The organism is Nocardia sp. NPDC004573, from assembly GCF_053602135.1.
This window is the reverse complement of the sequence record NZ_JBSGDA010000009.1, coordinates 182,551-202,880: the sequence shown is the minus strand read 5'-3', so window position 1 is coordinate 202,880 and position 20,330 is coordinate 182,551. Positions and strand designations below refer to the sequence as shown.

The window sequence follows — 20,330 nt, the reverse complement described above, 5'->3', positions numbered from 1 at the left end:
GGAGTCGTCGAGACGCCGGGGGCAGCCGCGGAGCTCGCAGGCACACTCACGACACCGCCTCCTGCGTGTCGATGGCTTCGACTGTTCGAGCGGCTTTTTCGCGCAGCACCCATTCCACGCGTCCGGCGTTCGGGCACAGATCCAGCCGTCCGCGCCGCGGCGGTCCCGCCTTGCCACGCACCTCGACCGTCAAGCCGAGCGAACGCAAGCGTCCACGCCCGCGGCCGAGCCCGGTATACCCCGAGACACGGGCGTCGAGCCGGAGAGACGCGCCCGGCCAGCGACCGTCGGCGACCACGAGGGTGGCGCCCTTGTTGCGGGCGCGGGCCGCGATCACCCGGCTGCGCGCGGGCGCGACGGCGCCGCCGCCGAGCCCGAGCACGACCAGATCGAGCCCGTCGAGCAGCACCGCGGCCACCTCTACCGGGTCGGGGCCGGGGTCGGCGATCACGGCCAGTCGCCGCAGCTGCGCGCCCATTTCCACCGCGGCGAGCAGACCGAGCCGGGGCATGCCGACCACCGCCGCATGCCCGCCGCCTTCGGTCACCGCGGCGAGCAGGCCGGCCAGCAGCGAGTTCGCCCCCGTGTACGCCACGACGGAACCCTTGGCCAAGCCACCATCGGGCAACAGTGGTGCGAGCGCCGCGGGCACGGGCAGCGCCATTCCCCGCGACCCGGCGCCGAGCGGCACCCGATGCGCCGCCGATTCCCCGCGACCCGGTACCGCGGCCATGCGTCTGCGCAGTTCAGCCAGTGATGGAGCATCCCCCCGCCCACCACTGCGCGCCGGCGCGCCCCGATTCACCCCTCCCTGCGAGATCGCATCCGAACCCATCCCAACACCTACTTCCCACGATGGACCCGAGGCGAAGCATGCGGAGCGACCCTCTATTCGAGCGTCAGCACCGATCCAGCTATCGATTCGTATCGAATATACGTTCGATACCGACTCAGTAGAAACCGACCCCCAGGTTTCGTCAAGGGCGCAGCGCTTCGTGTCGCCCGAACGGTGCATCGAGCGGATTCCGCCCTGGCCCCCAGGCCGGGCGCGCATTCAGCCGCGCGGCGGACCCGGCTCCGGCAGACGCGCGTCCTGCCCGCGGGCGAACGCGATCCGCCGGCAAACCGGGATCGCAACCCCGATTCCGCCCGGCAACCTACGCCGAGGGACGTGATTCTCGATGCGAGAACAGGCGGGGCAGAATCCGGCGGATGCCCGGCTACAGCACCGCAGCACCCGTTCATCGGTATGGTGTGTGACACACATCCGACCCAACGTCAGCAGGCACCCCCGGCCGTACGGCCGCGCCTGCTGTCGCGCCTATGCGCGAACACGAATCAGGCCAGCTAGCCTCATTTTCCGCTACCCTGCACCCGTGACCGAACGCGCTCGTCCCACTGTCGGCCCCCAATATCTCGTCGCAGGCCGCTATCGCCTCCAGTCGAAGCTGGGGGGCGGCGGCATGGGCGCGGTCTGGCTGGCGCACGACCGCCTGCTCGACCGGGACGTCGCGATCAAGCAGGTGCTCACCACGGCCGGGCTGGACGAGGAAGAAGCGAACGCCGTCCGCAACCAGATCATGCACGAGGGCCGGGTCGCCGCGAAACTCTCGCACGACCACGCGATCGCCGTCTACGACGTGGTGCTCGAAGCCGGTGAGCCCTGGCTGGTGATGGAGCACCTACCCTCCCGCAGTGTCGCGAAAGCGCTCGCGCTGGTCGACACCCTGCCGCCGATCGAGGTCGCGCAGATCGGCGCTCAGGTCGCCGACGCGCTGGCCGCCGCGCACGCGGTCGGGATCGTGCACCGGGATATCAAGCCGGGCAACATCCTCGTCGCCGACCGCGGCCCCGGCGTGGGCATGGCGAAACTCAGCGACTTCGGCATCTCCCGCGGTGCGGGCGATCTGTCCGACGAACCGGACGGCGTGATCACCGGCACCCCCTCCTACCTGCCGCCCGAGGTGGCGCGCGGGGCACAGCCGACCAAAGCCAGCGACGTGTTCTCCCTGGGCGCCACGCTCTACACCGCGATCGAAGGGCAGCCGCCGTACGGCTTCGACGAGGACAGCGACGTCATCGTGCACCGCGCCGCCATGGCGCAGATCATCCCGCCGACCCGCAGCGGCGCGCTCACCCAGGCGCTGCTGCACATGATGGAGCCCGCGCCGCAGCGCCGCCCGACCATGGCCGAGGCGCGCGACGAGATCCTCACCGCGGCTTTCGGTCCCGGCACCGGACCGTACATTCTCGGCGCGCCCGTCCGCACCGAGGACGGAACCATCCCGTTCTGGGCCGCCCGCAATTCGGCGTCCGGCATCCGCAGCCCCCACTCCACGCCGCTCCCTCGCCCGCATCGCAACCACGTGGGCGCCACCGCGGCCACACCTGGGCAGCGCGCCAGGAACCCGCAGCCGAGCAACGCCCCCTTGGCCATCGCCGTGGGTCTTCTGATCGGCCTGATCATCATCATCGCGATCATCGTCGCCGTCCTCTGACCTCCGCGCGTATCCAGCGGTGTGCGAGCGGCGGTCAGTCGATGCGGCGGCGGTGGGCCCAGCGGGTCAGGGCGTTGCGGTTGGACTGCTGAGTCTTGCGCAGCACGTTGGAGGCGTGCGTCTCCACGGTTTTCACGGAGATGAACAGGTTTTCGGCGATCTCGCGATAGGTGTAGCCGCGGGCGAGCAGGCGCAGCACCTCCAGCTCGCGCGGCGTCAGTGAGTCGAGTTCGGGGTCGAGGGGCGGTTCGGGCACCGGGGATCTCCCGGTGAACGAGTCCAGCACGAATCCGGCCAATCGCGGGCTGAAGACCGCGTCGCCGCCCGCCACCCTGCGGATGCCGTCGGCCAGCTCGGCTCCCGAAATCGTCTTGGTCACATACCCTCTGGCCCCGGCCCGGATCACCGCGATCACGTCCTCGGCCGCGTCGGACACGCTCAACGCCAGGCACACCGGTCCCGGTTCGATACCGGCCAGCACCGCCACCCCGCCGCCGTCGGGCATGTGCACGTCGAGCAGGACGACGTCCGGGCGCTCGGCGTTGATCCCGGCCACCGCCGCCGCCACCCCGCCGGCCTCCCCGACCACCTCCATGTCCGCCTCCCGGCTCAACTCGGCACGCACACCCGACCGAAAAACGGCGTGATCATCGACGAGAAAGACCCGCACGGTCACCTACTTCTCCTAACCGACCCATGACCCCCAACCCGTACCACACTCATCCCCCACGCGCTCCGCAGAATGTCACGTCCGGGCGCCGGCTGCGCCGACCGCGCGGAATCGAAGGAGTCCGCGTCCTAGCGGGGGACACCCGCGGCGGGAGCCGGCTCTTCCTCCGCGGTGGGGCAACCGGAGTCGCTGCGCGGCATGATGATCCGGACCTCGGTGCCGCGGCCCGGCGTCGACAGGATGTCCACCTGACCCCCGCGGCGCTCGATCCGGCCGCGCACGGACTTGGCCAGGCCGCGGCGATCTTCCGGCACGGACGCGAGGTGGAAGCCGGAGCCGCGGTCACGGACGAAGATGCTCACCTGATGCGGCTCCACCTCGGCGAACAGGTCGATCTCCGGGACGCCCGCGTGCTTCGCGGCGTTGACCAGGGCTTCCCTGCTCGCGCCGAGCAATGCGGTGAAGTGCTCTTTCGGCAGACCCGCCCCGGAGCCGTCGACGTCCATCGACACGTCGCCGACGGTCACCGGCGCCACCTTCACGCCGTGCTGGTCCTCCACCTCGCCCGCGATGGTCCGCAGGGCCGCGGCCAGGCTCGACTGCGCGGGGGCGGCATCCTCGAACAGCCATTTCCGCAATTCCCGCTCCTGGCTGCGGGCCAGTCGCAGCACCTCCTGCGGGTCGTCGGCCTGGCGCTGGATGAGCGCGAGCGTCTGGAGCACCGAATCGTGCAGATGCGAGGCGATCTCCTCGCGTTCCTCGTTGCGGATGCGCGCGGCCCGCTCGGCGTTCAACGCGCGCATCATCCGCAGCCACAACGGAACCGTCAGCAAGCCTGCGCCGATCAACGTGACCGCGACCGCGAGCAGCGCCGATCCGAGCGAGCTCAGATCGATCCGCGCAAGCACCACCACTCCGAGACCGGCCACGATCAGCGTCACACCGGCGACGATGCGCGACCAGGTGACCACCGAGGGCCGCGCGGGCATGCCGAGCAGCGAACGCGGCCCGTCGACGTCGTACTCCCGCCATACCAGCGCCGCACCGACCGCGACCACGATGATCGGCGCGATCACCTTCGCCGCCGTCCCGCTGAACACCCACGACACGGCGACCGCGAGCCCGAGCCCGAGCAGAGCGAGCCCGATCGCCTGCCGACGCTCCGCACCGGAGGGTTTCGCCTGGTCCGACCCGCCCGGCGAGAAGATCCACAGCAGCCCGTAGGCGACGATGCCCGCCCCGGCCAGCGCGGACAACAGCACGAACGCCATCCGCACCTTGAACACGTCGACGTCCAAGTGGTCGGCCAGACCGCCGGCCACCCCGCCGACGATCCGGCCGCCGGACCGGCGGACCATCCGCGCCTGCGGCGGCCCGGGAACCGGCGCGGGCGCGGGTCCCAGCCCACGGGCAGCGTCGAACCCCCGAGTGTCGAACGCGGGAACAGACGGGTACATGTCTTCGATACTGCCCGACAACGCAGCTGCCAGCCATCGGGATTCACCCTGATCTTGCTGGACGACACCCATGCCGACCAGGGCAGACGCGGTCGGTCCCAGCCGGGCACAGACATAGCTGGGTGATTGCTACATCAGTGGATCGGTCCAAAGTGTTCAGGCCGTTTTTCAGGGTTCCCCCCGATGCGCCGATTCCGTGGCGCGGCACACCATGGGAAACATGACGAAAACGAGCTTCGGCGACCAGGTCCAGCAGATATGGCAGACCCGGCCGGTCCGATTGCCGCGACAGGGACCGATCGCGGGCGTCGCGGCGGGGTTCGCGCGCCGCTACGAGATCGACCCGGTGCTGGTGCGCGTCGCGTTCGTCGTCTCGACGATCTTCGGCGGCGCGGGCATGGTGCTCTACCTGCTGGCCTGGCTGCTGCTGAGCGCGGCGGGCGATCAGGCGTCCGCGGCCGAGTCGCTGGTCGGCAAGGGCCCCAGCTCGCAGTCGCAGACCAAGACCATCGTCTTGATCGTGGCCCTGGCCATCGCGGTCAGCACGATGGGCCCGGTCGGGGTCGGTCTCGGTGGATCCGGTCTGATCAGCCTCGCCCTGATGCTGGCGGGCTGGTGGATGCTGCACCTGCGCACGCCCAACCCGCCGCCAGGAACCACCGAGGCGTTCGGATTCGCCCCGGAGGGCGGGATCACCGCCACCGGCTACCCCGGCGCGGTCTTCCCGCCGGGAGCGCCCCGGACCGTCGGAGACATGTACGTTCCGCCGACCAGCGTGTACACCCCTTATACGAAGCTGCCGGACGCCTACGTTCCGGAGGCGCCCGCGCCTGACGGCGCTGCGACCACGGTCCCGCTGCACAAGCCCGCGACCGTGGCTCCGGAAACGTCGGCGATGCCCGCCGCGGGGGCGGAGACGAATTCGTCCGCCGACGACCGCGACCGGGCCGATTCGCCCACCGCGGTCGATGATCATGGACCGGCTGCGGCCGGCGGCGGGCAAGCCGAGGCAGTCGGCCGAACCGCGCCCGCCACGACCGACAGGCGCGAATCCGTCGCCGGGACCTCATCCGATGGTCCGGTCGCCCTCGGCAAAGACGTTCCGGTGTCCCGGCCGGTCGCGACCACGCACCGCCCCGTGGCCGCGCACTCCGCCATCATCGGCGGCTCGACCCCACCTTCCTGGGATCCGCTTGGCGTCGCCCCGCTCGCTTGGGACCTCCCGGAGCCGACGCCGGCCCGCACCGTCGTCGCCCCGCCGCCGAAGCGTCCCCGCTCGCGCCTGACCCCGGTGGTGATCGGCCTGGCCATCCTCGCGGCAGCGGGCGCGGGTGCGGCGGCGGCCTCGGGCGCGGAGTGGATGACACCCGGCCGGATCGCCGCGGCGGCGCTCGCCGTGATCGGCCTCGGCCTGGTGCTCGGGGCATTCCTGCGCCGCGGCTACGGCCTACTGGTGCTCACCGCGCCACTCGCCGGGTTCGTGCTGCTCGCCTCCGCGGTGGGTCCGATCCACTTCGAGCAAGGCGCGATGGGCGACCACACCTGGGCGCCGGCTTCCGTCGCCGACCTGGCGTCGAACTACCGGGTGACCATGGGGTCCGGCACGCTGGACCTCAGGTCGGTGAAACTGACCGAGAATCGCACCGTGGACCTCGACGTCCGGATGGGTGAGGCCCGTGTCCTGCTGCCCGCGGAGATGACCGTCCGCACGCACTGCGCGGCGACCATGGCCGAAGCGCGCTGCGTCGACGGCGTCAGCGGTCCGAATACCCCCGGCGCGCCGGTCCTGGATCTGAACGTCGACGTCCGCGCCGGAAACGTGGAGGTGCAGCATGGCTGATACCGAGCAGAAGGAGACGACCGATTCCCGCCGCGGCCCGGCCGCGTCGCTGCTCGTCGCGGGACTGCTGTCCCTCGCGATCAGCGTGTGGGCTTTCGTCGGCCCGGCGTCCTGGCCCGCGGCCAGCATGATCCCGATCGGGTGGATCATCGTGCTCGCCGCGATCGTCATCGGCATCGCGCTGGTGATCTCCCCGCGCAAACGATCCTGATCACGCCGAACGGCCCGTCCCCGCGACGGGCCGTTCGGCGTTCGATCTCCGGACCTCACCGGCACGCCGGGCGAGCCGGACAACACTCCCCCTCGTCGTCGTACGACAGGAGAACCGCATGAACTCCGACAAACCCAACGACCAGGCGCGTCCCACGGCTCGGACCACACCGCCGGATCCCCGTCCCGGCGCCTCGACCGGCGCACTCCTCGGCCATCTGATCCTGCACAGCGCCTTCCACCGCCCCCGCTGACCTCGTCCGCGGGCTCGATGACGAGCTACCGCCCGGCATACAGCCGGGCGATCACTCCCACTCGATGGTCCCCGGCGGCTTGCTGGTCACGTCCAGGACCACCCGGTTGACCTCCGCCACCTCATTGGTGATGCGGGTCGAGATGCGTTCGAGCACCTCGTAGGGCAGCCGGGTCCAGTCGGCGGTCATGGCGTCCTCGCTGGAGACCGGGCGCAGCACGATCGGATGACCGTAGGTGCGGCCGTCGCCCTGGACGCCGACGCTGCGGACCTCCGCGAGCAACACGACCGGGCACTGCCAGATCTGCCCGTCCAGACCGGCCGCGGTCAGCTCCTCACGGGCGATCGCGTCGGCCTGGCGCAGCGTCTCCAACCGGTCCGCGGTGACCTCACCGACGATCCGGATGGCCAGGCCCGGACCGGGGAAAGGCTGACGGGCGACGATCTCCTCGGGCAGCCCCAGCTCGCGGCCGACCGCGCGGACCTCGTCCTTGAACAGCAACCGCAGCGGTTCGACCAGGTCGAACTCCAGGTCGTCGGGCAGACCGCCGACATTGTGATGGCTTTTGATGTTCGCGGTGCCGCTGCCCCCGCCGGACTCGACGACATCCGGGTAGAGCGTGCCCTGCACCAGGAACTCGACCTTCGGCGTCGCGCCGTCGGCCTCGCCGTGCTCGAGCACCACCTCGCTCACCGCGTCCTCGAAGGAGCGGATGAACTCCCGCCCGATGATCTTGCGCTTCTCCTCGGGATCGGTCACGCCCTTCAACTCGCCGAGGAACTTGTCCACCGCGTCGACGGTCACCAGCTTGGCGCCGGTGGCGGCTACGAAATCTTGCTGCACCTGCTCGCGCTCCCCCGCACGCAGCAGGCCGTGGTCGACGAAAACGCAGGTCAGCCGGTCACCGATGGCGCGCTGCACCAAGGCGGCGGCGACGGCGCTGTCCACCCCACCGGACAGCCCGCAGATCGCGTGCCCGTCACCGATCTGCTCGCGCACCGAGGCGACCAGCGAATCGGCGATGTTCGCCGGTGTCCAGCTGGAGGGGATGCCCGCGAGTTCGTGCAGGAACCGGCTCAGTACCTGCTGCCCGTGCGGCGAGTGCAGCACCTCCGGGTGGTATTGCACGCCGGCCAGCCTGCGCGCGCGATCCTCGAACGCGGCGACCGGAGCACCCGCGGTGGTGCCCGTGACCTCGAAGCCGTCGGGGGCGTCGGTGACCGCGTCGCCGTGGCTCATCCACACCGGCTGGATGGTGGGCAGGCCGCCGTGCAGCAAACCGCCGTCGATGTTGAGTTCGGTGCGCCCGTACTCGCGGGTGCCGGTGTGCGCGACCGTGCCGCCCAGCGCTTGGGCCATCGCCTGGAAGCCGTAGCAGATGCCGAAGACCGGCAGCCCCAGCTCGAACAGACGCGGGTCCAGCTGCGGCGCGCCTTCGGCGTAGACGCTGGCCGGGCCGCCGGAGAGGATCACCGCGAGCGGCTGCTTCTCGGCGATCTCCTCCACCGTCGTGGTGTGCGGGACCACTTCGGAGAACACGCTCGACTCGCGCACCCGTCGCGCGATCAGCTGGGCGTACTGTGCTCCGAAGTCGACGACGAGGACCGGTCTCTGGGTTTGTGCCACCCAGCCAGTTTAGTGAGCGGTTGAACGAGCGAATCATCGGCACAGCGGCTCGGGCGGTGGGCGAGCCGACCGCCCGAATCGTCACCCGCGGCCCGGCTCGCTGGTTATCCTTCTGCTCGTGCCCTTCGCCCGCGCGATCGATGCCGACATCCACTACGAGGACAGCGGCGGGGACGGCCCGGTGGTACTGCTGGCGCACGAGTTCTTCATGGACCGCACCATGTTCGCCGCCCAAATGGCCGCGCTCGCACCGGAGTTCCGGATCGTCTCCTGGGATGCCCGCGGCCACGGCCGCACTCGGGACGAGGGCCTACCCTTCACCTACTGGACCGCGGCCCGCGACGCGCTGACCGTCCTCGATCATCTCGGCGCCGAGCAGGCCGTGGTCGGCGGCACCGCGCAGGGCGGGTTCACGGCACTGCGTACCGCCTTGATCGCGCCCGAACGCGTCTCCGCGCTCATCCTGATCAGCACCGAAGCGCACGGTCCCACCCCTGAGCAGTCCACCGCCACTCAGAAGTTCCTCGACGAGTGGTACGACGACGGCTCCCGCGAACGGGCCGTGCACCAACTGGCTTCCTGGCTGATCGGCGACGACGAGTGGTATCGCTCGATCTGGACCCAGCGCTGGCTGGTGCGCGACCGGCGCGGCATCGAGGTGGCGGCGGGCTGCCTGCTCAGCCGCGATTCGGTGCTGGATCGCCTGCACGAAATCGCTTGCCCCGCTTTGGTGATCCACCCCACGCACAGCGGCATGGATCGCGAGCGCGCCCAGGAACTGGCTTACGGATTGTCCGGCGCCACGTTCATCGAAATCGCCGAAGCACGACTGGCCGTCACGATGACCCATCCCGAACCGGTGAACCACGCGATCCAGCAATTCCTGCGCGCCAGAACGAAACCCACTCGCGTGCGGTGAACCACTCACCCGATGAGTCATCGAAACCGTTGCACCCGATCCGTGTGGCGGAATGCAGCGGCGAGCGGCCCTGCGCGCCCTCCCAGCCGCGCGCCGATCACGAGCGCCGCAGGCGCTGCACATCAGGCACAGCGCTGCAAATCAGACGCAACTCAAGCGCGGACGCTCAGGCCGACCTTCTGGAATTCCTTCAGATCCGAGTAACCGGCCTTCGCCATCGAACGGCGCAACCCGCCGACGAGATTCAGCGAGCCGAACGGATCGTCGGACGGACCGAAGAGCACGCGCTCCAGACTCGGTCGCACGGTGTCGCCGACCGGCTCGCCACCGAGATCCCACGGATCATCGACGTGCAGCAGCGACCCACGGGGCACCGACGGATGGGCGGCCGCCGACGGCCAGTACCAGCCGCGGCCCGGCGCCTCCGCGGCCACGGTCAGCGGTACTCCGAGCATGGCGGCGTCCGCACCACAGGCGATCGCCTTGGCCAGCTGCCCCGAGGTGGCGATGTCGCCGTCCGCGATGACGTGCACGTAGCGGCCGCCGGTCTCGTCCAGGTAGTCGCGGCGCGCGGCGGCGGCGTCCGCGATCGCGGTGGCCATCGGAACGCCGATGCCGAGCACCTCGCCGGTGGTGGTCGCTCCGGGGTAGGAGCCGTAGCCGACGATCACGCCCGCCGCCCCGGTGCGCATCAGGTGCAGCGCGGTGCGGTGATCGCTCACGCCGCCCGCGACCACGGGCACGTCCAGCTCGGCGATGAAGGTCTTGAGGTTCAGCGGCTCACCGTCGCCGACATGCTCGGCGGAGATGATCGTGCCGTGCACCACGAGCAGGTCGATGCCGGCCTGCAGCAACGCAGGGGTGAGGGTGCGCGCGTTCTGCGGGCTCACCCGCACCGCCACGGTGACACCGGCGGCGCGGACCTGCGCGACCGCGGCGGCGAGCAGATCGGGCTGCATCGGCGCGGCGTGCAGTTCCTGCAGCAGCGCCACGGCGCGCTCGTAGCCGCCCTTGCCGACCAGCTCGAGCAGCTGGTCGATCTTCGCGCCGACGTCCGCGTGCCGCGCCCACAGGCCCTCGCCGTTGATCACACCGAGACCGCCGAGGCGGCCGAGCTCGATGGCGAACTCCGGCGACACCAGCGCGTCGGTGGGATGCGCGAGGAACGGGATCTCGAAGCGGTAGGCGTCCAGCTGCCAGGACAGCGAGACCTGCTTCGACGAGCGGGTCCGGCGCGAGGGGACGATGTCGACGTCGTCCAGCTCGTAGGTACGCCGGGCGGTCCGGCCCATGCCGATCTCCACCATGTCGCGCACGCGAAATCTCCTTAATTTTTGGCAGCGCCTGCGGCGCTGCGTGTTCGCGGCCCCTGGATGGCTCGCGTTCCAGCGGTCGAGACGCGCGCCTGCGGCGCATGCGCTTCGACCGCTGGAACGCGAGCCGGGCCGCGAACGGCGCTCGTAAGACTCGCGCCTCCAGTGGTTACTTGTGGGGGCGGTGGGCAGCACAAATGCACCACCGACTCACCGCAGTTCGCTCACCGCCACAGCCGGTGGGCAAGCTCAATCATGCACGGACCGGTTGGTCCTGTACATGAACCTAGTGGGCTAACCCCGTCCGGTGTAGTTAGGGGCCTCGACGGTCATCGTGATGTCGTGGGGGTGGCTCTCCTTGAGGCCCGCCGCGGTGATCTGCACGAACTGAGCCTCCTGCAGATGCGCGATCGACTGCGAACCGGTGTAGCCCATCGCGGCGCGCAGACCGCCGACCAGCTGATGGATCACCTGGTTGACCGGCCCGCGGAACGGCACCCGGCCTTCGATGCCCTCGGGGACCAGTTTGTCCTCGGCGAGCACGTCGTCCTGGAAGTAGCGGTCCTTGGAGAACGACTTCGCCTGGCCGCGCCCCTGCATGGCGCCGAGCGAACCCATGCCGCGATAGCTCTTGAACTGCTTGCCGCCGACCAGGATCAGTTCGCCGGGTGACTCGGCGGTGCCGGCGAGCAGCGAGCCGAGCATCACCGTGGACGCACCGGCGGCGATGGCCTTGGCGACGTCACCGGAGTACTGGATGCCGCCGTCGGCGATCACCGGGACGCCCGCGGGCTTACACGCGGCGACCGCTTCCAGGATCGCGGTGATCTGCGGCGCGCCGACACCGGCCACGACGCGGGTGGTGCAGATGGAGCCGGGGCCGACACCCACCTTGACCGCGTCCGCGCCCGCTTCGACCAGGGCGGCCGCGCCCTGACGGGTGGCGACGTTGCCGCCGACCACCTGGATCCGGTCGCCGACCTCGGCCTTGACCTTGGTGACCATCTGCAGCACCTGCGCCTGATGCCCGTGCGCGGTGTCCACCACCAGCACGTCGACGCCCGCGTCGGCCAGTGTCATGGCACGCGACCAGGCGTCCGTGCCGACGCCGACCGCGGCGCCGACCAGCAGCCGGCCGTCCCGGTCCTTGGTGGCGTTGGGGTACTGATCGGTCTTGACGAAGTCCTTGACCGTGATCAGGCCGCGCAGGCGTCCGTTGCCGTCGACGATCGGCAGCTTCTCCACCTTGTGCCTGCGCAGCAGCCCGAGCGCGGCCTCGGCGGTCACGCCTTCCTGCGCGGTGATCAGCGGGGCCTTGGTCATCACGTCCGCGACGCGACGGTTCTGATCCACCTCGAACCGCATGTCCCGGTTGGTGATGATGCCCACAAGCGCACCGGTCTCGTCCACCACCGGAAGACCGGAGATGCGGAACCTGGCGCACATGGCGTCGACCTCGGCGAGGGTATCGGTGGGACGGCAGGTCACGGGGTCGGTGACCATCCCGGCCTCGGACCGCTTGACCGTCTCCACCTGGGAAGCCTGGTCGGCCGCAGAGAGATTGCGGTGCAACACGCCCATGCCGCCCGCACGGGCCATGGCGATCGCCATCCGCGCCTCGGTGACCGTGTCCATGGCCGAGCTGACCAGCGGGGTGCGCAGGCGGATCTCCCTGGTCAGCAAGCTGGAGGTCTCCACAGAGCTGGGGATGAGATCCGAGGCGGCAGGCAGCAACAGCACATCATCGAATGTGAGGCCGAGCATGGCGATCTTGTTCGGATCGTCGCCACCCGTAGGAGGGCGGACTGCGATTCGTTCGCCCGATACGGGATTACTCATTCGGATCGACCCCTCCTGGACGTCGATAGCGACCGGCGCCGGGGTAACCGGCGCCGTGACGGCTGATGGGATGGACGTGGGTGCGGCGGCGGTGCGGTCGGGACCCGCCGTAGCCTGTGCGCTCCATGGTATCTGTCCGGTGAACTCGCCGACGAAGTGAGCCCACCACCGAAACTGGCAGGCCGCATAGCTGGCGCAGACCACCCTGTTCTGCGTACCGTGGGGATGTGCGTGACCATCTACCACCTGGCTTGCCGCCGGATCCGTTCGCCGGAGACCCCTCCGACCCGTCCGCCGCGCTCGACGCCATCGAGCCCGGCGAACCGCTGGATCCCCACGAGCGCCTTGCGGTCGAGGAGGATCTCGCCGACCTCGCGGTGTACGAGGCGCTGCTGGCCCACCGCGGTATCCGCGGACTCGTGGTCAGTTGCGAAGACTGCAGGCAGGACCATTACCACGACTGGGACATGTTGCGCGCCAATTTGCTGCAACTGCTGGTCGACGGCACGGTCCGCCCGCACGAGCCCGCCTATGACCCGACGCCGGAAGCGTACGTCACCTGGGACTACTGCCGGGGGTACGCGGACGCCTCGATGAACGAGGCCTTCCACGGCGACGGATTCGACGGATTCGACGGCTGAACCCGGTCCGACCCAGACGCACGCGGGCCACGCTCGGCGCGCGGACTCGACGCTTGCCACTGTGATTTTCGACGCACACGATCACTTCGACAAGCGAAAAGCGACGGTCCCGAACGGGCCGACCCGCCGATGAATCACGGTCCGATGGGCCTCGCCGGGGAGACCGGCTCCCCTAAGACAAAAAGCCGACCGCCTGGCTGGCGATCGGTTCTTGCCTTACCCGAATTTTCTACTCTCAGCGACCGGGTGGCACGAACGAGCCCGGATTGGGGATGACGGGCACGCTGAAGGTCGGCGGCTGATTGTTGGTGCCGGTGTTGCCCTGCGTAGGAGCGGTGGGAGGCTGTTGCTGCGGCGCCGTCGGATTACCCGTGTCTCCCGTGGGTCCGCCCGTTGGCGGCGGCTTGACCTCCGTGACCGGCGGTTCCTGCGGCGCCGTCGGTTCCACGGTCACCGGCGGGACCGGGGTCACCGGCGGGGCGGTGGTCACCGGCGGCACCGTGGTCGGCGCATTGCCGTTCGAAGTTCCGCCGTTCGGAGTTCCGCCATTGTTCGATGTGCCGCCTCCGCTCGGAGCGGTCGCATCAACGGTGGTGGAAGGCTTCGTCGGCTCACCCGGCTGCTGGACGATCGTCGAGCCGGTCGACGAGCCGGGCTTCGTGGTCGCACTGGTGCCCGGGGTCGCGCGCGGATCGGTGGTCTTGGGCACCGTCGCCTCGAGCTGGTCGGCCAGCTCCTTGTCCACCTTGCGCAACTCCGCGAGCAGTCGTTCCCACTCGGCCATCAGGTCGGCGCGCTTCTCTGGATCGCTGACCTGCGCGGCGCTCTCCTTGGCGCGCTCCAGGCGCACCTTCGCCTGCGACGGGTTCTGCGTGACCAGAGTCGACGCCTCGTTCAGATCGTCGCCCGCACGCTGCACCACCGTGGTCTGGGCCTGCTCGCTGAACACGACCTCCTTGACCCGCCATAGCGGATCGCCTGGTTCGGCGTTGTACGAGAACGCCGTCATACCGCCGATGACCAGGGCAAGCGCGGCCGCGGCGCCCATGATCGGACGGACAAGCCGCAGTCGTCCGCCGTTGTGCGCCCCGATGCGAACCTGCCGCGCACCGATCTCCTGGTTGACCGCGGCCACGATCGCATCCAGGTCCGGTTCGGCCGGCATCGGAGCCTCGAGCAACTCCGCTCGCCAATCCGCGAGCAACGTCGCGAGCTGATACTCCTCGGCGCTGTCGGTGTGCACCGGACCATCGCTGGCGATGGCATCGATCAGAGCATCGTCGCGGCGTACCGCGGCGATGTCGACCGGGCCGGTGTCACCGGACGCCTCGGCGTAGGGACCGCTGTTCCGCGATCCAAGCCGCGCCTTCCAGTCACCCCGACCGCGCTCGCCATCCCTAGCCATACATTTCACCTGCCCTCGCCACTTGTGACTTGAGTTTCGCGAGTGCCCTGTGTTGGGCCACCCGTACCGCACCCGCCGTACTGCCCACGGCGACTGCGGTTTCTTCCGCTGACAAACCCATGACCAAGCGCAGGATCAAGATCTCTCGGTGCTTCTCGGGAAGCGTCGCCAGCAGACGGTTCATCTGCCTGCTCGTCTCGGACTCGAGAGCTCGTTGTTCCGGTCCCTGGTCGGTGGATATGACATCTGGTACTTCGGCCATCGCCTCCGCCTTGTTACGGGCGGCGTTGCGATGTGCGTCGGCGACCTTGTGAGAAGCGATTCCGTAAACAAAGGCCATGAAGGGCCTGCCCTGGTCTTGATACCTGGGCAAGGCTGTCATCACAGCCAGGCAAACCTCCTGCGCAACGTCGTCCGCGGAGAGCTGCCCACGCTCCGCGGCTCCGATCCGCGCGCGGCAGTAGCGCACCACCAGCGGGCGGATCATCTCCAGTACCTGAGCTAAAGCGGATCTGTCGCCCTGCGCAGCGGCAGCGACGGCGAGGTCCAACTCTTCGCCCGTGTGCGTCATCGTCAGAGATATTCCTGGCGTTACAAAGTGGCACGGTCCGGTGACGACCAGTGCTTCCACCGAAGGGGCGGAACGGATCTAACAATAGCGACCCGTTGGCCGAAGCTGGGCAACACGGGTGACTCCGTGATCACTGCCCGCCGCCCATGGGCCGCAACGCGCCGCCGGCGCGGGCGATGACGGCGGCGCACTCGGCCGCCTCCACCGCGGCGTTCTCGGCACCCGATCCGGCGCGGAGCATGGCACAAGCCCAGCGCAACGGCAGCAGGCCGTGCTCGCGGCACTGCGCGGCGACGTCCTCGGCCGACACGCCGGATGCCCCGCGCGCGTCGCGCGCCACGTCGGCCGCGGCGACCAGCAGGCGGGACTTGACCTGATGGCGTACCGACGGGGATCGGTCGGCGAGGTCCAGCGCGCCCGCCGCGTGCTCCGCCGCCGACTCGAAATCCCCTGTTGCCAAGGCCGTTTCCGCGGACACCCAGCCCAGCCGGATCGCGGGACGCCAGCCCGCTCCATACTGCCGTGCCGCCGACGCGCTGCGCCGCAGCAGCCGGGCGGCCAGCGCGAGCCGTCCGGTCCCGAGCGCGTCGGCGGCGAGCCCGGTGAGCGCGTCGCAGATCGCGTCGGCGCGGCCGGGAAGGTACGCGCCGGTTTCCGGCGGCGCGCCGCCCACGGCCGTGGCCTCCGTCCCGGCGTCGGCGGCGAGGATCACGGCGGCGGCCCGCCCGTCGAACGCCGCCGCGCGCTCGTGCCAGCCGAGCTGACGCAGGAAAGAACCCTCCGTACTTCCCGCCAGTGAGAGGAGAACGGGGTCGCGGCTGTGGTTGCATACCCTTCGCAATTCGGCGCGCGCCGCGGCATAACGTCCCTGGCCGCCGAGCACCACCGCCCGATACCACCCGCCGAGCGCGTCCGAGGCGGGCGGCAGATCGGCGGCGGCGCGACCCGGATCGGCGCCGAAGGCGGCCTCGGCGAGGACCGCGACGTGAGGGTCTGCGAACGGAGCGGGCGCGAACACGGGCGCACTCTATCCTGTGCGGCACCCGGGCCGGGACGACGAAAGGTGATCGAAGGACAGACCGGCAACCACCGGGATTTCCCCACCGGACCGATGTTTCCATTAGGTAAATCTCGGCCCGGCAATCGCCGAGCGGCCCCGCCGGGAATTCATGCGCGTTTCGCGTAATTAACCTGCCCGCCCCGTTTCCGCCATCTTCGGATCCGCGCGCCGGGAAGGCCGTCGGCCGCCGCGGTGACCGCTGTCATACGCGTGCCCTCGGCGCCGAAGCGGAGCCGAAGCCCAGAAATCACTTCTACCTGCGATAATACGAAGGAGCATAGCCCGTGCGAGAGCCACGGACCTCCGGCCAACCGAACAGTATCGCCGGAAGCGACGCGAAAAGTAAACAGTTCGGAGGTTAAATTTCACAGCGCGAGATTTGGAAAAGTGCTGCGTCGAACTATTGACGGAATTTCGCGGCTGGACCTAACGTAGCTCATCGCCACGGACGGCGCCGCGCGAAATTGCAGCGACCACGAAGGGCGAGCCCCCGGGTACCCCCGCCGACCGGCGTCGTGGCCCACAACTGTTGCAGAACAACTGCTCGACAACGCTGACGAGCTCGCACCACGAGGAGTTCACCATGCCCATGCCGACCCACCTCCCGGGACCCAACGCCGATGTCTGGGATTGGCAGATGCGAGGATCGTGCCGCGGGCAGGATTCCGCGGTGTTCTTCCACCCCGATGGCGAACGTGGCCGAGCCCGCACCGCCCGCGAGATGCGCGCCAAGGAGATCTGTCGCACCTGCCCGGTGCTCATGCAGTGCCGCGCGCACGCGCTGAAAGTCAGCGAGCCCTACGGCATCTGGGGCGGCATGTCGGAGACCGAGCGCGAGATGCACGCGCGGCGCAACCGCCGCCGCATGGCCGTCTGAATCAATCCCTCCCCATCCGCACGCCACCGGGCGTCGAATTCCTAGCAAACAACGGGCCACTGCAACATGCTTCGGCCGGGCCGCTCACGCGACACGATGATCGGCTCCTCGCCGAGGTCGGCGCGTGGGTTCCGATCGTCACCCTCGATCGGCCGGCCGCCGGACCAAGGCCGGAAACCGGGCATCTGCCGTTTCCGCGGCACGGTCGTTCCGCGGCACGGTGCGACAGTGCTCGGCGTGTCACGGCGTGTCCCTCCGAGATGTCCGCCCTCTCGACGCTTTTCCGCAACGCGGCGCCGATGTGTGACGGACTCGCGGGCACCCCAGCGGAAGGGAGGTCATAGCGGCGCGCTACGGTAGTGACCGATGACACAGAATGGAGCGTTGTGACAACGCGGCCGTCGGCCGCAGAGGGCGACTCGTTCCGAAGAGAAGCCTTCCCACCCACGGTGGATTCTGCGGTTACGGCACGCGCAGCCGAAAGTATCGAGCTCGCCGCTCTTTTGCATCGATGCGGCCGAGCCGACCAGGAAGCATTCGCCGAACTGTACGACCGGACGTGTGCGCGCGTCTTCGGTCTCGTGTTGCGCGTCCTGCACGATCCGGGCTACGCGGAGGAGACCACGCAAGAGGTCTATCTGCAGATCTGGCGGATGGCCTCGACTTTCGACCCGGCGAAGGGTTCCGCGGTCACCTGGTTGATGACGCTCGCCCATCGGCGCGCCGTCGATCGGGTGCGCGCCGAGCAGGCCCACACCCAGCGCGAGGTCGCCTACGGCATCCGGGTGCTCGGCAACGAATTCGACGAGGTCACCGAAGAGGTCGAGCGCAGGTTCGAACAACAGGCGGTCCTCGCCGGTCTCGCCACACTCACCGAAACCCAGCGAGAAGCCATCTCGCTCGCCTACTACGGTGGGCGCACTTATGCGGAGGTAGCCACCTACCTCGACGTAGGGTTGCCTACGGTTAAGTCCCGGATCCGGGACGGATTGACACGACTGAAGAAAAGTTTGGGGGTGACGTGAGATGAACGAACGCCAGATCGATCTCGCGCACACCGTCGCGCTCGGATCGATCGACGACGAAGACCATCAGGAAGTGCAGGAACTGCTCGACAGCGAGGACCCCGTGCTACGCGCGGAGTTCATCCGGGAAGTCGGAGACACGAAAGAAGCGCTTTCCGCTCTCGCCGCAGCCACGGCGGCCCTTCCGCCGCCGTCGCTGCGTGCTCGCCTACTCGCGGCCATCGCCGCCGAACAGCCGCCGGTCGCCAGCTGAATCCGGCGTCCCGCCAGGTTTTCCCGCTCCGCGCGTCCGGGCCGAACGGTCCGGATCGGCCCGCATCCCCTTTCGGTCCCGCGGCAGACAGCGTGTCGAGCTCGGAACATTCTCGGTGTCATCGGAAATCACGGCCGTGGCCTGTCGCCGGAACGGGCAGGGCCCCCGAACCATGCGGTTCAGGGGCCCTGCCGGCCGGATTGCCCGACGCCGGGCTCAGTGCGCGTGGCCGTGGTGGCCGTGCTCGTTCTGCTCCTCGGCGGGCTTGTCGACCACGGCGCTCTCGGTGGTGAGCACCATGCGGGCGACCGACGCCGCGTTCACGACGGCCGAACGGGTCACCTTCACCGGGTCGACGACGCCGTCGGTGAGCAGGTCACCGTAGGTGAGGGTGGCCGCGTTGAAGCCGTCCTTGCCCTCCGCGACCTTGCTGACCACCACCGCGCCGTCCAGGCCCGCGTTGGTGGCGATCCAGTACAGCGGCGCCTGCAGCGCGGTGCGGACCACCTCGACGCCGACGGCTTCGTCACCGGACAGCGACTCGCGCAGCTCGACGAGCTTGCCCGCGGCCTGCACCAGCGCGGTGCCGCCGCCGGGCACGATGCCCTCTTCCACGGCGGCCTTGGCGGCGCTCACCGCGTCCTCGACGCGGTACTTGCGCTCCTTGAGCGCGGTCTCGGTGGCCGCTCCGACCTTGATCACCGCGACGCCGCCGGCCAGCTTGGCCAGCCGCTCCTCCAGCTTCTCGCGATCCCAGTCGGAATCGGTGGACTCGATCTCGCGGCGCAGCTGCGCGACCCGCGCCTCCACGTCGGCCGCGGAACCGGCGCCGTCGATGATCGTGGTGTCGTCCTTGGTGACGACGACGCGGCGCGCCTTGCCGAGCGCGTCCAAGCCCGCCTCCCGCAGGGAGATGCCGAGATCCGGGTTCACCACGGTGCCACCGGTGACCACGGCGAGGTCGTCCAGGAACGCCTTGCGGCGGTCGCCGAAGAACGGCGCCTTGACCGCGACGGCCTTGATCGTCTTACGGATCGCGTTGACCACCAGGGTGGACAGGGCCTCGCCCTCCACGTCCTCGGCGATGATCAGGACGGGCTTACCGCTCTCGGCGATCTTCTCCAGCAGCGGCAGGAAGTCCGGCAGCGAGCTGATCTTCTCGCGGTGCAGCAGGACGAACACGTCCTCCAGGACGGCCTGCTGGCTGTCGGGATCGGTGACGAAGTACGGCGACAGGTAACCCTTGTCGAACTGCACGCCCTCGGTGACGACGAGTTCGGTCTGCATCGTCGAGGACTCCTCGACGGTGACCACGCCGTCCTTGCCGACGGTGGTCAGCGCCTTGCCGACCATCTCACCGATCTCCTCGTCGCGCGAGGACACCGTCGCGACCTGCGCGATGGCCTGCTCACCGGAGACCGGCGTGGCCAGCGCGAGCAGCGCCTCGGAGACCGCGTCCGCGGCCTTGGCGATGCCGGAGCCGACCGCGATCGGATTGGCGCCCGCGGCAACGTTCTTCAGTCCGGCGCGGACCAGCGCCTGGGCCAGCACGGTGGCGGTGGTGGTGCCGTCGCCCGCGACGTCGTTGGTCTTGGTGGCGACGCTCTTGACCAGCTGCGCGCCGAGGTTCTCGAACGGGTCCTCGAGCTCGATGTCGCGCGCGATGGTCACGCCGTCGTTGGTGACGGTCGGACCGCCGAAGGACTTCGCCAGCACGACGTGCCGTCCGCGCGGGCCGAGAGTGACCTTCACCGCGTCGGCGAGCTTGTCGACGCCGCGTTCCAGAGCCCGGCGAGCCTTCTCGTCGAACTCGATCTGCTTTGCCATGGAATTCGCTCCTGTAGTGGATTGCGGCGCTCCGGACCGCCCGGG

At 69.5% G+C, this 20,330-nt stretch carries 19 protein-coding genes; 9 read left to right on the top strand and 10 right to left on the bottom strand.

What is annotated here, in order from left to right:
• Window positions 1-46: 46 nt before the first annotated feature.
• A complete protein-coding gene (locus ACWEKR_RS17175; protein WP_452355261.1) occupies window positions 47-835 on the bottom strand; it encodes a hypothetical protein in 789 nt (262 codons plus the stop codon).
• A 541-nt stretch (window positions 836-1,376) separates the two neighbouring features.
• Here ACWEKR_RS17175 and ACWEKR_RS17170 point away from each other — a divergent pair.
• The gene (locus ACWEKR_RS17170; RefSeq protein ID WP_195084644.1) at window positions 1,377-2,498 is read left to right on the top strand and encodes a serine/threonine-protein kinase; all 1,122 of its coding nucleotides are present in this window, start codon (window positions 1,377-1,379) and stop codon (window positions 2,496-2,498) included.
• A gap of 34 nt (window positions 2,499-2,532) precedes the next feature.
• Here the strand turns inward: ACWEKR_RS17170 and ACWEKR_RS17165 are convergent, their stop codons facing one another.
• Window positions 2,533-3,168 carry a response regulator gene (locus tag ACWEKR_RS17165; RefSeq protein ID WP_195084849.1) on the bottom strand — a complete coding sequence of 212 codons (636 nt, stop codon included), beginning with the start codon at window positions 3,166-3,168 and terminating at the stop codon, window positions 2,533-2,535.
• A 128-nt stretch (window positions 3,169-3,296) separates the two neighbouring features.
• Window positions 3,297-4,625 (bottom strand): ATP-binding protein, encoded by a 1,329-nt coding sequence (locus tag ACWEKR_RS17160; RefSeq protein ID WP_452355260.1) that lies wholly within the window; start codon window positions 4,623-4,625, stop codon window positions 3,297-3,299.
• 211 nt (window positions 4,626-4,836) lie between these two features.
• Here ACWEKR_RS17160 and ACWEKR_RS17155 point away from each other — a divergent pair, with 211 nt between their 5' ends.
• The 3 genes from ACWEKR_RS17155 to ACWEKR_RS17145 all read left to right on the top strand — a co-directional run bounded on the left by ACWEKR_RS17155 (window position 4,837) and on the right by ACWEKR_RS17145 (window position 6,929).
• Window positions 4,837-6,465 carry a PspC domain-containing protein gene (locus ACWEKR_RS17155; RefSeq protein WP_452355259.1) on the top strand — a complete coding sequence of 543 codons (1,629 nt, stop codon included), beginning with the start codon at window positions 4,837-4,839 and terminating at the stop codon, window positions 6,463-6,465.
• Window positions 6,458-6,676, top strand: a complete 219-nt coding sequence (locus ACWEKR_RS17150) for a hypothetical protein (RefSeq protein WP_452355258.1) — start codon at window positions 6,458-6,460, stop codon at window positions 6,674-6,676. Before ACWEKR_RS17155 ends, ACWEKR_RS17150 begins: the two co-directional genes overlap by 8 nt.
• Before the next feature lie 118 nt (window positions 6,677-6,794).
• Entirely contained in the window at window positions 6,795-6,929 is a 135-nt protein-coding gene (locus ACWEKR_RS17145) for a hypothetical protein (RefSeq protein WP_268895590.1), read from the top strand.
• Between the two features lie 51 nt (window positions 6,930-6,980).
• Here the strand turns inward: ACWEKR_RS17145 and guaA are convergent, their stop codons facing one another.
• A complete protein-coding gene (gene guaA / locus ACWEKR_RS17140; protein WP_159839559.1) occupies window positions 6,981-8,555 on the bottom strand; it encodes a glutamine-hydrolyzing GMP synthase in 1,575 nt (524 codons plus the stop codon).
• A 118-nt stretch (window positions 8,556-8,673) separates the two neighbouring features.
• On the opposite strand from guaA, the gene ACWEKR_RS17135 reads away from it, so the two are divergent.
• Window positions 8,674-9,474, top strand: a complete 801-nt coding sequence (locus ACWEKR_RS17135) for an alpha/beta fold hydrolase (RefSeq protein ID WP_452355257.1) — start codon at window positions 8,674-8,676, stop codon at window positions 9,472-9,474.
• Window positions 9,475-9,626: 152 nt separating this feature from the next.
• On the opposite strand, the gene ACWEKR_RS17130 is transcribed toward ACWEKR_RS17135, so the two are convergent.
• Complete coding sequence (locus tag ACWEKR_RS17130) at window positions 9,627-10,790, bottom strand: GuaB3 family IMP dehydrogenase-related protein (RefSeq protein WP_452355256.1); 1,164 nt, start codon at window positions 10,788-10,790, stop codon at window positions 9,627-9,629.
• A gap of 291 nt (window positions 10,791-11,081) precedes the next feature.
• The gene (gene guaB, locus ACWEKR_RS17125) at window positions 11,082-12,626 is read right to left on the bottom strand and encodes an IMP dehydrogenase (protein ID WP_195084640.1); all 1,545 of its coding nucleotides are present in this window, start codon (window positions 12,624-12,626) and stop codon (window positions 11,082-11,084) included.
• Window positions 12,627-12,853: 227 nt separating this feature from the next.
• Here guaB and ACWEKR_RS17120 point away from each other — a divergent pair, with 227 nt between their 5' ends.
• Window positions 12,854-13,267, top strand: a complete 414-nt coding sequence (locus ACWEKR_RS17120; RefSeq protein ID WP_039795739.1) for a DUF5319 domain-containing protein — start codon at window positions 12,854-12,856, stop codon at window positions 13,265-13,267.
• 235 nt (window positions 13,268-13,502) lie between these two features.
• Here ACWEKR_RS17120 and ACWEKR_RS17115 read toward each other — a convergent pair whose 3' ends face one another.
• The 3 genes from ACWEKR_RS17115 to ACWEKR_RS17105 all read right to left on the bottom strand — a co-directional run bounded on the left by ACWEKR_RS17115 (window position 13,503) and on the right by ACWEKR_RS17105 (window position 16,261).
• Window positions 13,503-14,672 (bottom strand): anti-sigma-D factor RsdA, encoded by a 1,170-nt coding sequence (locus ACWEKR_RS17115; protein ID WP_452355255.1) that lies wholly within the window; start codon window positions 14,670-14,672, stop codon window positions 13,503-13,505.
• Window positions 14,665-15,243, bottom strand: coding sequence for a sigma-70 family RNA polymerase sigma factor (locus tag ACWEKR_RS17110; protein ID WP_039795737.1), 579 nt, complete (start codon window positions 15,241-15,243; stop codon window positions 14,665-14,667). The genes ACWEKR_RS17115 and ACWEKR_RS17110 overlap by 8 nt, the downstream gene beginning before the upstream one ends.
• A 130-nt stretch (window positions 15,244-15,373) precedes the next feature.
• Window positions 15,374-16,261: a hypothetical protein gene (locus ACWEKR_RS17105; RefSeq protein WP_452355254.1), complete on the bottom strand. Its 888-nt coding sequence runs from the start codon at window positions 16,259-16,261 to the stop codon at window positions 15,374-15,376.
• 625 nt (window positions 16,262-16,886) lie between these two features.
• Between ACWEKR_RS17105 and ACWEKR_RS17100 the strand changes: the two genes are divergently transcribed.
• The 3 genes from ACWEKR_RS17100 (at window position 16,887) to ACWEKR_RS17090 (ending at window position 18,458) form a co-directional block, all read left to right on the top strand.
• Complete coding sequence (locus ACWEKR_RS17100) at window positions 16,887-17,180, top strand: WhiB family transcriptional regulator (protein WP_039796164.1); 294 nt, start codon at window positions 16,887-16,889, stop codon at window positions 17,178-17,180.
• A 449-nt stretch (window positions 17,181-17,629) separates the two neighbouring features.
• Window positions 17,630-18,205 carry a sigma-70 family RNA polymerase sigma factor gene (locus ACWEKR_RS17095; RefSeq protein ID WP_159839569.1) on the top strand — a complete coding sequence of 192 codons (576 nt, stop codon included), beginning with the start codon at window positions 17,630-17,632 and terminating at the stop codon, window positions 18,203-18,205.
• Between the two features lies 1 nt (window position 18,206).
• A complete protein-coding gene (locus ACWEKR_RS17090; RefSeq protein ID WP_195084637.1) occupies window positions 18,207-18,458 on the top strand; it encodes an RskA family anti-sigma factor in 252 nt (83 codons plus the stop codon).
• 216 nt (window positions 18,459-18,674) lie between these two features.
• Here ACWEKR_RS17090 and groL read toward each other — a convergent pair whose 3' ends face one another.
• The gene (gene groL / locus ACWEKR_RS17085; protein ID WP_452355253.1) at window positions 18,675-20,285 is read right to left on the bottom strand and encodes a chaperonin GroEL; all 1,611 of its coding nucleotides are present in this window, start codon (window positions 20,283-20,285) and stop codon (window positions 18,675-18,677) included.
• Window positions 20,286-20,330 lie beyond the last annotated feature (45 nt).

Bases quoted from the DNA above. Each gene is read 5' to 3' on its own strand.
- ACWEKR_RS17175 (WP_452355261.1), bottom strand. From the start codon at position 835: ATGGGTTCGGATGCGATCTCGCAGGGAGGGGTGAATCGGGGCGCGCCG.
- ACWEKR_RS17160 (WP_452355260.1), bottom strand. From the start codon at position 4,625: ATGTACCCGTCTGTTCCCGCGTTCGACACTCGGGGGTTCGACGCTGCC.
- ACWEKR_RS17155 (WP_452355259.1), top strand. From the start codon at position 4,837: ATGGGAAACATGACGAAAACGAGCTTCGGCGACCAGGTCCAGCAGATA.
- ACWEKR_RS17150 (WP_452355258.1), top strand. From the start codon at position 6,458: ATGGCTGATACCGAGCAGAAGGAGACGACCGATTCCCGCCGCGGCCCG.
- ACWEKR_RS17145 (WP_268895590.1), top strand. From the start codon at position 6,795: ATGAACTCCGACAAACCCAACGACCAGGCGCGTCCCACGGCTCGGACC.
- guaB (WP_195084640.1), bottom strand. From the start codon at position 12,626: ATGAGTAATCCCGTATCGGGCGAACGAATCGCAGTCCGCCCTCCTACG.
- ACWEKR_RS17115 (WP_452355255.1), bottom strand. From the start codon at position 14,672: ATGGCTAGGGATGGCGAGCGCGGTCGGGGTGACTGGAAGGCGCGGCTT.
- ACWEKR_RS17110 (WP_039795737.1), bottom strand. From the start codon at position 15,243: ATGACGCACACGGGCGAAGAGTTGGACCTCGCCGTCGCTGCCGCTGCG.
- ACWEKR_RS17100 (WP_039796164.1), top strand. From the start codon at position 16,887: ATGCCCATGCCGACCCACCTCCCGGGACCCAACGCCGATGTCTGGGAT.
- ACWEKR_RS17090 (WP_195084637.1), top strand. From the start codon at position 18,207: ATGAACGAACGCCAGATCGATCTCGCGCACACCGTCGCGCTCGGATCG.
- groL (WP_452355253.1), bottom strand. From the start codon at position 20,285: ATGGCAAAGCAGATCGAGTTCGACGAGAAGGCTCGCCGGGCTCTGGAA.